Source organism: Streptomyces griseobrunneus, from assembly GCF_046713465.1.
Classification (GTDB): domain Bacteria; phylum Actinomycetota; class Actinomycetes; order Streptomycetales; family Streptomycetaceae; genus Streptomyces; species Streptomyces microflavus.
The window spans coordinates 3,922,289-3,934,716 of the sequence record NZ_CP177080.1 but is presented as its reverse complement, the minus strand read 5'-3'; the positions used below and the strand labels follow the sequence as shown (position 1 = coordinate 3,934,716).

General features: G+C 68.8%; 10 protein-coding genes. 6 read left to right on the top strand and 4 right to left on the bottom strand.

Annotated elements, in window-relative coordinates; genetic code table 11:
- Nucleotides 1-83: 83 nt before the first annotated feature.
- On the top strand, nt 84-521 hold the full coding sequence (locus ACK8N7_RS17975) for an SsgA family sporulation/cell division regulator (protein ID WP_015609883.1): 438 nt from the start codon (nt 84-86) through the stop codon (nt 519-521).
- A 31-nt stretch (nt 522-552) separates the two neighbouring features.
- Here the strand turns inward: ACK8N7_RS17975 and ACK8N7_RS17970 are convergent, their stop codons facing one another.
- Nucleotides 553-1,899, bottom strand: coding sequence for a YibE/F family protein (locus ACK8N7_RS17970; RefSeq protein ID WP_403213714.1), 1,347 nt, complete (start codon nt 1,897-1,899; stop codon nt 553-555).
- A gap of 196 nt (nt 1,900-2,095) precedes the next feature.
- Here ACK8N7_RS17970 and thiC point away from each other — a divergent pair, with 196 nt between their 5' ends.
- Nucleotides 2,096-3,898: a phosphomethylpyrimidine synthase ThiC gene (gene thiC / locus ACK8N7_RS17965; RefSeq protein WP_500443199.1), complete on the top strand. Its 1,803-nt coding sequence runs from the start codon at nt 2,096-2,098 to the stop codon at nt 3,896-3,898.
- Between the two features lie 317 nt (nt 3,899-4,215).
- Nucleotides 4,216-4,572, top strand: coding sequence for a DUF805 domain-containing protein (locus tag ACK8N7_RS17960; protein WP_403213718.1), 357 nt, complete (start codon nt 4,216-4,218; stop codon nt 4,570-4,572).
- Nucleotides 4,573-4,661: 89 nt separating this feature from the next.
- On the opposite strand, the gene ACK8N7_RS17955 is transcribed toward ACK8N7_RS17960, so the two are convergent.
- The 3 genes from ACK8N7_RS17955 to ACK8N7_RS17945 form a co-directional block, all read right to left on the bottom strand.
- The gene (locus ACK8N7_RS17955; protein WP_403213720.1) at nt 4,662-5,483 is read right to left on the bottom strand and encodes a hypothetical protein; all 822 of its coding nucleotides are present in this window, start codon (nt 5,481-5,483) and stop codon (nt 4,662-4,664) included.
- 181 nt (nt 5,484-5,664) lie between these two features.
- The gene (locus ACK8N7_RS17950; RefSeq protein WP_403213722.1) at nt 5,665-6,828 is read right to left on the bottom strand and encodes a metallophosphoesterase; all 1,164 of its coding nucleotides are present in this window, start codon (nt 6,826-6,828) and stop codon (nt 5,665-5,667) included.
- A gap of 174 nt (nt 6,829-7,002) precedes the next feature.
- Nucleotides 7,003-8,115 (bottom strand): LacI family DNA-binding transcriptional regulator, encoded by a 1,113-nt coding sequence (locus ACK8N7_RS17945; RefSeq protein WP_031122574.1) that lies wholly within the window; start codon nt 8,113-8,115, stop codon nt 7,003-7,005.
- A gap of 403 nt (nt 8,116-8,518) precedes the next feature.
- Between ACK8N7_RS17945 and hisC the strand changes: the two genes are divergently transcribed.
- From hisC to cydB, 3 genes are all read left to right on the top strand, one after another.
- On the top strand, nt 8,519-9,598 hold the full coding sequence (hisC, locus tag ACK8N7_RS17940) for a histidinol-phosphate transaminase (RefSeq protein ID WP_403213724.1): 1,080 nt from the start codon (nt 8,519-8,521) through the stop codon (nt 9,596-9,598).
- A 274-nt stretch (nt 9,599-9,872) separates the two neighbouring features.
- Nucleotides 9,873-11,384 (top strand): cytochrome ubiquinol oxidase subunit I, encoded by a 1,512-nt coding sequence (locus ACK8N7_RS17935; protein ID WP_403213726.1) that lies wholly within the window; start codon nt 9,873-9,875, stop codon nt 11,382-11,384.
- A gap of 18 nt (nt 11,385-11,402) precedes the next feature.
- Nucleotides 11,403-12,404 carry a cytochrome d ubiquinol oxidase subunit II gene (gene cydB, locus ACK8N7_RS17930; protein WP_403213728.1) on the top strand — a complete coding sequence of 334 codons (1,002 nt, stop codon included), beginning with the start codon at nt 11,403-11,405 and terminating at the stop codon, nt 12,402-12,404.
- The last annotated feature ends 24 nt before the right edge of the window (nt 12,405-12,428 follow it).

Sequence of the window (12,428 nt, the reverse complement as noted above, 5' to 3'; positions counted from 1 at the left end):
CTGCTATCGCGTGCACCACGATGGCGTCAATAGGGCCATGGGGGATCATTCCTGGCCAGTTTCATCTACTGCGGGGTTGAACGATGCGCGAGTCGGTTCAAGCAGAGGTCATGATGAGCTTCCTCGTCTCCGAGGAGCTCTCGTTCCGTATTCCGGTGGAGCTCCGTTACGAGGTGGCTGATCCCTACGCCATCCGGATGACGTTCCATCTGCCCGGCGATGCCCCTGTGACCTGGGCATTCGGTCGCGAGCTGCTGCTGGATGGGCTCAACAGCCCCAGTGGTGACGGCGATGTGCACATCGGGCCGACCGAACCCGAGGGCCTCGGCGATGTGCACATCCGCCTTCAGGTCGGCGCGGACCGCGCGCTGTTCCGGGCCGGTACGGCGCCGCTGGTGGCGTTTCTCGACCGGACCGACAAACTGGTGCCCCTCGGCCAGGAGCACACGCTGGGTGACTTCGACGGGAACCTGGAGGAGGCGCTCGGCCGCATCCTCGCCGAGGAGCAGAACGCGGGCTGAGCGGCACCCGCATCCCCGCATCGCGCCTCTCTCACGCCTTACGGCGGCGGCCCCTGCCGGTCCGTGCGGGGGCGGCGGCCGTGGACGAGGAGGTGCCGGCGCCCGGGCGGTCCGCGGAGACCACCAGCGCGGCGAGCACCGTCGTCACCGGCACCGAGGCGACCAGGCCGATCGAACCGACCAGCGTCCGGACGATCTCCTCGGCGACCAACTCGCTGTTGGCCACCGTCCCCACGCTGCTCTGCGCGATGGAGAAGAGCAGCAGCAGTGGCAGCGCCGCGCCCGCGTACGCCAGCACCAGGGTGTTCACGACCGAGGCGATGTGGTCCCGTCCGATGCGGATACCTGCCCGGTACAGCCCGCGCCAGCCCATCTGCGGGTCCGCCTGGTGCAGTTCCCAGACTGCGGAGGTCTGGGTGACCGTCACATCGTCGAGCACACCGAGCGATCCGATGATGATGCCGGCCAGCAGCAGACCACTCATGTCGATGTCCGGGTAGAGACCGTGGATGAGGCCGGTGTTGTCGTCGGTGTTGCCGCTGAGGCTCGCCCAGCCGATGAACAGGGAGCCGAGCAGCCCGATCAGCAGCAGTGAGATCAGCGTGCCGACGACCGCGACGGAGGTACGGGCCGTCACCCCGTGGCACAGGTAGAGCGCCGCGAGCATGATGGCGCTGGCCCCGATCACCGCCACCACCAGTGGGTTCGAGCCCTGCAGGATCGCCGGCAGGATGAACAGGGTCAGTACGGCGAACGAGACGGCCAGCGCCACCAGCGCCATCACTCCACGCAGCCGGCCCACCGCGACCACCGCCAGCGCGAAGATCGCGGCCAGCAGCGTCATCGGGACCTTGCGGTTCACATCGGTGACGGAGTACTGGAGGTCGCGGGGCGCGTCGGGGGCGTACGCCACGACCACGCCCTGGCCCTCGCTCAGTTGGCGGGGCGCGTCCGGCTGGACCACCTCGACGAACTCACGGCCCTTGTCGTCGCCGCTGGTCACCTCGATGGTCGCCTTCTTGCACTCCCCCTCCTGCTCGTTCACGGCCTCCCGGCCCGAGGGTGTGGAGGTGTCACCGGTGGGGGGGACCTGCGCGGCGTTGACGTCGGCGCAGTCGACCTTGACGACCTGGACGACCTTGCCGTCCTGGGTCTGCCGGTCGAACCCGACGCCGGTGCGCTCGTGGTCGGGGACGCCGCCGGGCCAGAACGCGATCAGGCCGACGACCACCGCCGTGGCGAACGGGATCACCACGGCGGCGATGACCTTGCGCAGGTGCTTGGAGACCGGGGCGGCGGGCCCGTGGCTGTGCGTGTGGCCGTGGCTGTGGCCCTGGGGCGGCGGCTGGGGTGCGGGGTCGCTTTGGGGGGAGGTCACGGGGCGATCATCGCAAGAAGGAGAGGGCCCTCTGGTCAGCTCGCCGGAAAGGACGCTAGCGTGGAGGCACCTTTGCACACGCGGGAGCTCGGAGCACCGGGCTGAGAGGGCGCTGACCGCCGTACATCCGTACGGGACACGCTGCGCCGACCGCCGAACCTGTTACCGGGTAATGCCGGCGTAGGGAGTAGGTCTCATGACCACAGCGGACGCACGCACGCCTGCCTCGAAACAGAACGACGGAACGCCGGACGGCACTCCGAACGACGAGGCCGGGAAGTCCATCGGCTGGCACAAGGGGTACGTCCAGGGCTCGCGCCCGGACCTCCGGGTGCCGGTCCGACAGGTGCACCTCACCAACGGCAAGGACGTGACGCTGTACGACACGTCGGGGCCGTACACCGATCCCGGAATCGACACCGATGTCCGCCGGGGCCTCGCGCCCCTGCGGGAGAACTGGGTCATCGCCCGCGGCGACACCGAGGAGTACGCGGGCCGCCCGGTCCGCCCCGAGGACGACGGGCTCAAGCACACCTCGCCGCGCGGCGGACTGCGCAACCTCGACGCCGTCTTCCCCGGCCGCCCGCGCCAGCCGCGCCGCAGCCGTGACGGACGTCCCGTCACCCAGCTCGCGTACGCCCGGCGGGGGGAGATCACCCCGGAGATGGAGTACGTCGCGATCCGGGAGAACGTCGAGGCCGAGGTCGTCCGCGAGGAGATCGCGGCGGGCCGGGCCGTGCTGCCGGTCAACGTCAACCACCCCGAGATCGAGCCGATGATCATCGGCAAGCGGTTCCTGGTGAAGGTCAACGCCAACATCGGCAACTCGGCGGTCACCTCCTCCATCGAGGAGGAGGTGGACAAGATGACCTGGGCGACCAAGTGGGGCGCCGACACGGTCATGGACCTGTCCACCGGCCGCAACATCCACACCACCCGTGAATGGGTGCTGCGCAACTCCCCCGTGCCGATCGGCACCGTCCCGCTCTACCAGGCCCTGGAGAAGGTGGACGGCCGGGCCGAGGAGCTGACCTGGGAGATCTACAAGGACACCGTCATCGAGCAGGCCGAGCAGGGCGTGGACTACATGACGGTGCACGCCGGAGTGCGCCTGCCGTACGTTCCGCTGACGGCCCGTCGTAAGACCGGGATCGTCTCGCGCGGCGGCTCGATCATGGCCGCCTGGTGCCTGGCGCACCACAAGGAGTCGTTCCTCTACGAGCATTTCGAGGAGCTCTGCGAGATTCTCGCGACGTACGACGTCACTTACTCGCTCGGTGACGGGCTGCGCCCCGGTTCGATCGCCGATGCCAACGACGAGGCGCAGTTCGCCGAGCTGCGCACGCTGGGCGAACTGAACACGATCGCCAAGCGGTTCGGCGTCCAGACGATGATCGAGGGCCCCGGGCACGTCCCGATGCACAAGATCAAGGAGAACATCGACCTTCAGCAGGAGATCTGCGAGGAGGCGCCGTTCTACACGCTCGGCCCGCTGACCACGGACGTCGCGCCCGCCTACGACCACATCACCTCGGGCATCGGTGCCGCGATGATCGCCTGGTGGGGTACGGCGATGCTCTGCTACGTCACGCCCAAGGAGCACCTGGGGCTGCCCAACCGGGACGACGTGAAGACCGGGGTCATCACCTACAAGATCGCTGCCCACGCAGCCGACCTGGCCAAGGGGCACCCGGGCGCGCAGGAGTGGGACGACGCGCTCTCCGACGCGCGGTTCGAGTTCCGGTGGGAGGACCAGTTCAACCTGGCCCTCGACCCGGACACGGCACGGGAGTTCCACGACGAGACGCTGCCCGCCGAACCGGCGAAGACGGCGCACTTCTGCTCGATGTGCGGGCCGAAGTTCTGCTCGATGAAGATCTCCCAGGACATCCGCCGTCAGCACGGTGGTTCGCAGGAGGAGATCGAGGAGGGCATGGCCGAGAAGTCGAAGGAGTTCGCGGCCGCCGGCAACCGGGTCTACCTGCCGATCGCCGACTAGTCCGCCTCTCCGCCCGCGTCTTCGTACCCGTCCCCGACACCTCGCGCCGGTGTCGGGGACGGCCTGTGTACGGACCCGGTGGCGGTGACGCGCCGCCAGGGTCCGTCCCTTATGGGCTCCTTGCGTCCTTGGTGGTCATCTGGCCTGGTTGGGGACGTTGTTGAGCGACAGTATGGACACAGTCGTGTGGCAGCTGGATGTACGTTTCGCAGCAACGTCAACTGGGCTTGACCCGTTCCTTATCTGTGGCTTACTTTCCGGCTTGCTTGGCTGAATTTTGGCGGCCCTCGCACGGGGGGCCCGGGGAGGGAAACACCATGGACTGGTACCTGGCAGTACTCAAGAACTACGCAGGCTTCAGCGGGCGCGCGCGCCGCAAGGAGTACTGGATGTTCACGCTCATCAGCTTCGTGATCAGCCTGGTCCTGTCGATCGTCGGTGGCCTGATCGGTGCGGACTTCCTGTCCTACATCTACGCCGTCGCGGTCCTCGTCCCGACGCTCGCGGTCAGCGTGCGCCGTCTGCACGACACGAGCCGCACCGGCTGGTGGCTCCTCATCGCGATCATCCCGCTGGTCGGCTTCATCGTCCTGATCGTCTTCCTCGCCTCGGAGGGCAAGCAGGAGCCGAACCAGTACGGCACCAACCCGAAGCTGGCTCCGCAGGTGGGCTGAACCACCCGCTCCGGCATGGCCGGAGCATCGCACAGGCCGGGCGCGGCACTTGCCGCCCCGGCCTGTGGCGTTTGCGGAACCCTCAGGCCCTACTCCGGGCGGTGCTCGGGTCCGCCGAAGTCCGGGCTGGTGAAGTCGGGGCTCGTGAAGGTCGGCCGGGGGCCCGCCGACGGGCCGTCCTCCGGGCCGGAGAAGTCCGGCCTGCTGTAGCCGATCTTCGGGATGCGGTTGGGTGAGGGGTGCGGGGTCCGTGCGGCGGGGCCCGCGGTCGGGTCGGCCAGGGCGTCCCGGAGGAACGGCAGGATGCCGCGCTCCAGCAGGGCGTGCCGCCAGGCCTCCCTGGCCCGGGCGACCTCCTCCGGCAGTCCCTGCTCCTCGTCCTCGGCGGCCAGTGAGGTCGAGCCGTTGCGCAGGGCGGTGACGAGCAGTCCCACGGCGGCGACCAGGATGGCGGCGGCGGCGACGGCCGCGAAGAACCACCCGGCCGCGACCATGGTGGTGCCGAAGGCGACCGACGGGCTGACCGCCTCCAGCAGATAGCCGACGAGCAGGAAGATCACGGCGGCGGTGCCCGCGAGCAGCGGCGTCAGGACCGTGAGGACCGCTCCTATGCCGGCGCCCGGACCGGCCGCCCCGGGGCCGTCCGCGTAACTCTCGCCCTCCTGGACGGTGGCTCCGGCGGCGCGCAGCTCTGCACGGGCCTTCACGTAGTGCTCGTACTCGGTGGCCGCGGCCGCGGTGATCAGCGCCGTGGCGTTGAGCGCCATCGTGCGCAGCTGTTCGGTGTTGAGCCGGTCACCGACGCCCTCCAGGTCCGGGTGGTCGTGGGCGTGACGCAGTGCGTCGCCCAGGATCCGCGCGTACTCGGGACCGTCCTCGGCCAGCAGGTGCGGAGCGCTTGTCATCTGCATCCCCCGATGCTCCGTCGGGCCCGGCAGCCCGCGTTGACCGGGCGATCGGGCGGAAACGGAGGAGAGCCTGCTACTGATGAGCCGATGGTAGAGCGCTCACGGCGCGGGGTGACAGGGTGTTTCCGGAAATAGGCCCGATGATCGGCGCGGTCCGATCCAGGAGCGTCTTCCCCGCCGAAGGTCATTCATGCAGGGGAAGTTGGACGACCAGTAGCTTTCCGGCCATGGTCACTCCGCCGTCCATGGCGATGGCGAGCCCGTCTGCGTACACGTGCGGGCCGTTCACCACCGGCCCCGAACCGTTCTCGCCGTCCTCCGTGCCGACCTCGCCGAGGAGATACGGAATGGGGCTGTGACCATGGACGACGCGCTGTCCGCCGTACGTCGTCATCAGCTCGCGCACCGCCTCGGCGCCGCCCTCGTCCCGGAAGGCGAACCGCTTGGTGAGCTTGCGGAAGAGGTCCCAGCACTCATCGGCGTCGCTACGCGTGAGGATGGCGTGGACCGTGTCGTTGACGTCCTCGATGGTGGAGCCGTAGTCGAGGTAGGCCGTCGTGTCGGAGTGCATCAGCAGATGCCCGTCCTCCTCGACGACCGCGTCGAGCCGGGACATCCACTGGAGGTGCACGTCCTGGAGGCGGTCCATGTCGCTCTTCTGGCCACCGTTGAGCAGCCAGGCGGCCTGGAAGGTGGCGGTGCCCGCACCGGAGTTGACGGGGGTGTCGGAGAACCGCTTCGCGCCGATGAGCAGCAGCTCGTGATTGCCCATCAGGGCCTTGCAGTAGCCGCCGGCCGCGGCCGCTTCCGCGGAGAGCCGCATGACGAGGTCGATGACCCCGATGCCGTCGGGGCCGCGGTCGGTGAAGTCGCCCAGGAACCAGAGCCGGGCGTTGCCCGCCGCCCAGTTGGCGTCGGCGTCGATGAGGCCCTGTTCGGCGAGGGCGGCCAGCAGCTCGTCCAGATAGCCGTGGACGTCGCCGACGACGAAGAGCGGGCCGAGTCCCTCCCCGGTGACGGGGCGGGGTTCGGGGACGGCCTGCACCTGGACGGTGTCGCCGCGGTTGATGACGGGGAGGTCGCGCTCGGTGGGGGTGTACCCCTCCGGGGGCTCGTCGCCGACGGCCACGTTGCCGGGATGCGGCAGGTGGGGCGCTGCGGCCGCGTGCGGCGGCACGGAGGCGTACGGCGTCGGCGCGTGCGGCTCCGGCGCACGCGGTGGCAGTGACGGGTGCGGCACCGCGCCGGCCGTCTGCGGTGGAACGGGCGTCTGCGCATACGGCGGAACCCGGAAGTCACGCAACGTCGCCGTCCGCACCACGGGTTCCTGACCGGCCCCCTGAGTCATCGACCCCTCCACCACCGTCGCGCCGCCGTACACCTGACGGGCCCTGCCTGGTAGAGGTGGTCCGCGGTGTCGTGCGCCCATCATAGGAATGCGGATCGATCTGTGTGACGCACCAGGGGTGGTGAATCCGCGCGCACGTACGGTTCACCGGCCGATTGGTCCGAAAAGAGCCGATCAGTCCCTGCTGGGGGAGCGAGGCGGGCTGACCGTGGTGCGCGGCGGACGGCGTTGCGAGGAGGTCCGGACGATGAGCTCCGTCGGTATCACCTGCTCCACCGGTCCGTCGTGCTCCACCCCTTCGATGGCGTCGATGAGGAGCTGGACGACGGCCGTGCCGATGCGGCGGGGCTTCAGCGAGAGCGTCGTGATGGGCGGTTCGGTGGCCGCGTACACGGTGGACTCGCTGCAGCAGACCAGCAGCAGGTCCTCAGGGACCCGCAGCCCGTAGCGGCGGGCGGCCGCGAGGAGATCGGTCCCGTTGGGGTCGAAGAGCCCGTAGACCGCGTCAGGGCGGTCCGGGCGGGCGAGCAGCCGGTCGGCGGCGACCGCGCCCGCGCAGGGGTCGTGCGCCGGGTAGGACTCGTAGACGGGGTCCTGGCCGACCCGCTCGCACCAGTGGAGATAGGCCGTGGTGGAGAGCCGGGTGTACGTGTCGGTGGTGGTGCCGGTCAGCAGGCCGATCCGGCGGGCTCCGGCGGCGGCGAGGTGGTCGAGGAGGTCGAGTACGGCGGCCCGGTGGTCGTTGTCGACCCAGGCGGTGACGGGGAGCGTTCCGGCCGGGCGGCCGTCCGAGACGACGGGCAGCCCCTGGCGGACGAGTTCGGTGACGACCGGGTCCTGGTCGGAGGGGTCGATGACGACGGTCCCGTCGAGCGCGACGTTCGACCAGACGTCGTGCCGGGAGGTGGCGGGGAGGATGACGAGGGCGTAGCCCCGGGCGAGCGCCGCCGAGGTCGCGGCTCTCGCCATCTCCGCGAAGTACGCGAATTCGGTGAAGGTGAAAGGTTCATCCCCGTACGTGGTCACGGTCAGGCCGATGAGCCCCGACTTGCCCGTACGGAGGGTTCGGGCCGCGGCGGAGGGGCGGTAGCCCAAGCGCTCTGCGACCTCGCGGACATGGCTGCGGGTGGCGTCCGGGAGCCTGCCCTTGCCGTTGAGCGCGTCGGAGACGGTCGTGATCGAGACTCCGGCCGCGGCGGCCACGTCACGGATCCCCGCCCGTCCTGGCCGGCCGTTGCGCCGGGGGGTCTCCGTCCGGCTCACCTGGTGCTTCCCTGCTGCTGTCATGGCGAGCCGATAGTAGGGCTCCGAGGGGCGGTCGGTCCGGTCGCATATGCACGCATTGACAGGCACGTTTCTGCATGGTCGTTTGCCGTCAAATCCCGTGCAAAGCAAGGCTGTTGACGGCCTGGGCATTGGGGTGTCAGGCATTGACGGCTGACGGCCTGCTGAATGGTCGATGTCTCGAAGAGGTCTCAACTCACCACTTCGGGGGATGCGCGCCACGGCGTGAGACACGGGCGCGCGCCGGAACCGGAAACGCTCCCCCCGGATAACCGTCCGGGCCGCCCCGCCCGGACGGGCCATTCCCGGCACTGCGGGAGATTCCGCGCCTGGGCCATTCGCAGCGGAGCCCAATCCTCATAAGGTGAGCAGTATTGATGTGTACGACGGTCGAGGAGGACCTGCGGTGAGCGAGACGAGCCCCAAGCTGCGCGCCGAGCTGGACGGCGTTCCTGCCTATGTGCCGGGCAAGCCTGCGGCGGCCGGCGGGCCGGTCGCGTACAAGCTGTCCTCCAACGAGAACCCCTACCCGCCGCTGCCGGGGGTCCTGGAGTCGGCGATCAGCGCGGCGGGCAGCTTCAACCGCTACCCGGACATGGCGTGCACCGGGCTGATGAACGAGCTGTCCGACCGTTTCGGTGTGCCGCTCTCGCACCTGGCGACCGGCACAGGTTCGGTCGGCGTGGCCCAGCAGCTGCTCCAGGCCACCTCGGGCCCGGGCGACGAGGTCATCTACGCCTGGCGGTCCTTCGAGGCCTACCCGATCATCACGCAGGTGAGCGGCGCGACCTCGGTGAAGGTCCCGCTGACCAGCGGTGAGGTGCACGACCTCGACGCCATGGCCGAGGCGATCACCGACCGGACCCGGCTGATCTTCGTCTGCAACCCGAACAACCCCACCGGGACCGTGGTGCGCCGGGCCGAGCTGGAGCGGTTCCTGGACCGGGTGCCGGGCGATGTGCTGGTGGTGCTCGACGAGGCGTACAAGGAGTTCATCCGGGACGCCGACGTGCCCGACGGCATCGAGATCTACCGGGACCGGCCCAATGTGGCGGTGCTGCGGACCTTCTCGAAGGCGTACGGCCTCGCGGGGCTGCGGGTCGGGTTCGCCGTCGCCCATGAGCCGGTGGCCGCGGCGCTGCGCAAGACGGCCGTCCCCTTCGGCGTCAGCCAGCTCGCCCAGGACGCGGCCGTCGCCTCGCTGCGTGCCGAGGACGAGCTGCTGGGCCGGGTCGGCTCGCTGGTCTCCGAGCGGAGCCGGGTGAGCGAGGAGCTGGTGCGGCAGGGCTGGACCGTTCCGGAGTCGCACGCCAACTTCGTCTGGCTGCGCCTCGGCGAGCGGACCCTCGACTTCGCCGCCGCCTGTGAGCGGGCCGGCGTGGTGGTGCGCCCGTTCAAGGGCGAGGGCGTACGGGTCTCGATCGGGGAGAGCGAGGGCAACGACCTCTTCCTGAAGGCGGCGGGGGCGTTCCGCGCGGAGCAATAGCTGCCTGGCGCGCCGGAGCGCCGTACGGCCGGTGGCCCCTGATCTCGTTCGACGAGGTCAGGGGCCTTTTGTGTACGTCCGGGGGCGCCTGTGGCCGAAAGGGGTACCCCCGGCGAACGGCCCGAAAGTGTGTGCGCCATAATTGCTTGTGAATGTGAACGCGTTCACAAGCGTGCCCCGTTTGGTCCCATGATCGGTGGGATTAAAGGGGCGGAGTGCCCGGTGTGGCCACGGCGACGTGGTGTCACCACGGCGACGTAAGGAGAAAGACGACGTGGACCTCGCTCTGGCGCCGGAGACCCTGGCGCGATGGCAGTTCGGCATCACCACCGTCTACCACTTCCTCTTCGTTCCGCTGACGATCTCGCTCGCCGCGCTCACCGCCGGCCTGCAGACCGCCTGGGTGCGGACGAACAACGAGAAGTACCTCAGGGCCACCAAGTTCTGGGGCAAGCTGTTCCTGATCAACATCGCCATGGGTGTCGTGACGGGCATCGTCCAGGAGTTCCAGTTCGGTATGAACTGGTCCGACTACTCGCGCTTCGTCGGTGATGTCTTCGGCGCCCCGCTCGCCTTCGAGGCGCTGATCGCCTTCTTCTTCGAGTCCACCTTCATCGGACTGTGGATCTTCGGCTGGGACCGGCTGCCGAAGAAGATCCACCTCGCCTGCATGTGGATGGTCTCGCTCGGCACGATCCTCTCCGCCTACTTCATCCTGGCGGCCAACTCCTGGATGCAGCACCCGGTCGGCTACCGCATCAACGAGGAGCGCGGCCGTGCCGAGCTCACCGACTTCTGGAAGGTGCTCACCCAGGACACCGCGGTGACCCAGTTCTTCCACACCATCACGGCGGCCTTCCTGGTCGGCGGGGCCTTCATGGTCGGCATCGCCGCCTTCCACATCGCGCGCAAGAAGCACATCCCGGTGATGCGGACCTCGCTGCGGCTGGGGCTGGTCACGGTCGTCATCGCCGGACTGCTCACCGCCGTCAGCGGCGACACACTGGCCAAGGTGATGTTCCGCCAGCAGCCGATGAAGATGGCCGCCGCTGAAGCCCTGTGGGACGGCCAGAAGGGCGCGCCGTTCTCGATCTTCGCGTACGGGGACGTCAGCGAGGGTCACAACTCCGTCGAGATCTCGATCCCCGGGGTGCTCTCCTTCCTCGCCGACAACGACCCGAACTCCTACGTCCCGGGCATCAACGACATCAACAAGGCCCAGGAGGAGAAGTACGGCCCCGGCGACTACCGGCCCAACATCCCGGTCGCGTTCTGGAGCTTCCGCTGGATGATCGGCTTCGGGATGGCCTCCTTCGGCCTCGGCATCCTGGGGCTCTGGCTGACCCGGAGGAAGTTCCTCCTGCCACCGGCGATGCGGACCGGTGAGGACGAAGTGCCGAACCTGGTCCTCTTCCGGAACAAGGCGCTGAGCCCGAAGTTCACCAAGCTCTACTGGCTCACCGCGCTGTGGACGTTGCTCTTCCCGCTCATCGCCAACTCCTGGGGCTGGATCTTCACCGAGATGGGCCGCCAGCCGTGGGTGGTCTACGGAGTGCTCCAGACCCGCGACGGGGTCTCCCCCGGTGTCTCGCAGGGCGAGATCCTCACCTCGATGATCCTCTTCACCCTCCTCTACGCCGTGCTCGCGGTCATCGAGGTCAAGCTGCTCGTGAAGTACATCAAGGCCGGGCCACCGGAGCTCACCGAATCCGACCTCAACCCGCCCACCCGGATCAACGGCCACGACGACGAAGACGCTGACCGGCCCATGGCCTTCTCGTACTGAGAGCACAGGAGCTGAGAGATGGAACTCCACGACGTCTGGTTCGTGCTCATCGCCGTCCTCTGGATCGGCTACTTCTTCCTGGAGGGCTTCGACTTCGGCATCGGCGTCCTCACCAAGCTGCTCGCCCGCGACCGCAAGGAGCGGCGGGTCCTCATCAACACCATCGGGCCCGTCTGGGACGGCAACGAGGTCTGGCTGCTCAGCGCGGGCGGCGCGACCTTCGCGGCCTTCCCCGAGTGGTACGCCACGCTGTTCTCCGGCTTCTACCTGCCGCTACTGATCATCCTGCTCTGCCTGATCGTGCGCGGGGTCGCCTTCGAGTACCGGGCCAAGCGCACCGAGGAGCGGTGGCAGACGAACTGGGAGAACGCGATCTTCTGGACCTCGCTGATCCCCGCGGTTCTGTGGGGCGTGGCGTTCGGGAACATCGTGCGCGGCGTGAAGATCGACGCCGACATGGAGTACGTCGGCACCTTCTTCGACCTGCTGAACCCGTACGCGATCCTCGGCGGGCTCGTCACGCTCTTCCTCTTCACCTTCCACGGCGCGGTGTTCGCCGCGCTCAAGACAGCCGGGGACATCCGGGTCCGGGCGCGCTCGCTGGCGCTGAAGCTGGGTCTGGCCACGGCTGTTCTGGCGCTGGGCTTCCTGCTCTGGACCCAGGCCGCCAGAGGTGACCGCTGGAGCCTGGTGGCGCTGATCGTGGCGGTGGTGGCCCTGGTGGCGGCGGTCGGCGCCATCGCCAAGGGGCGTGAGGGCTGGTCGTTCGCGTTCTCGGGGCTGACGATCGTGGCGGCGGTGGCGATGCTGTTCCTGACGCTCTTCCCCAACGTCATGCCGTCCTCGCTGAACGAGGCGTGGAACCTCACGGTCACCAACGCCTCGTCCACGCCGTACACGCTGAAGATCATGACCTGGTGCGCCGGCATCGCCACACCCATGGTGCTGCTGTACCAGAGCTGGACGTACTGGGTGTTCCGTAAGCGGATCGGCACCCAGCACATCGCGGACGCGCACTGATCCGCACCGGTCCCACCGGGCCGT

What these genes read in the sequence shown, in the direction of transcription:
- ACK8N7_RS17975 (WP_015609883.1), top strand. Translation starts at nt 84, where the DNA reads ATGCGCGAGTCGGTTCAAGCAGAGGTCATGATGAGCTTCCTCGTCTCC.
- thiC (WP_500443199.1), top strand. Translation starts at nt 2,096, where the DNA reads ATGACCACAGCGGACGCACGCACGCCTGCCTCGAAACAGAACGACGGA.
- ACK8N7_RS17960 (WP_403213718.1), top strand. Translation starts at nt 4,216, where the DNA reads ATGGACTGGTACCTGGCAGTACTCAAGAACTACGCAGGCTTCAGCGGG.
- ACK8N7_RS17955 (WP_403213720.1), bottom strand. Translation starts at nt 5,483, where the DNA reads ATGCAGATGACAAGCGCTCCGCACCTGCTGGCCGAGGACGGTCCCGAG.
- ACK8N7_RS17950 (WP_403213722.1), bottom strand. Translation starts at nt 6,828, where the DNA reads ATGACTCAGGGGGCCGGTCAGGAACCCGTGGTGCGGACGGCGACGTTG.
- ACK8N7_RS17945 (WP_031122574.1), bottom strand. Translation starts at nt 8,115, where the DNA reads ATGACAGCAGCAGGGAAGCACCAGGTGAGCCGGACGGAGACCCCCCGG.
- cydB (WP_403213728.1), top strand. Translation starts at nt 11,403, where the DNA reads ATGGAACTCCACGACGTCTGGTTCGTGCTCATCGCCGTCCTCTGGATC.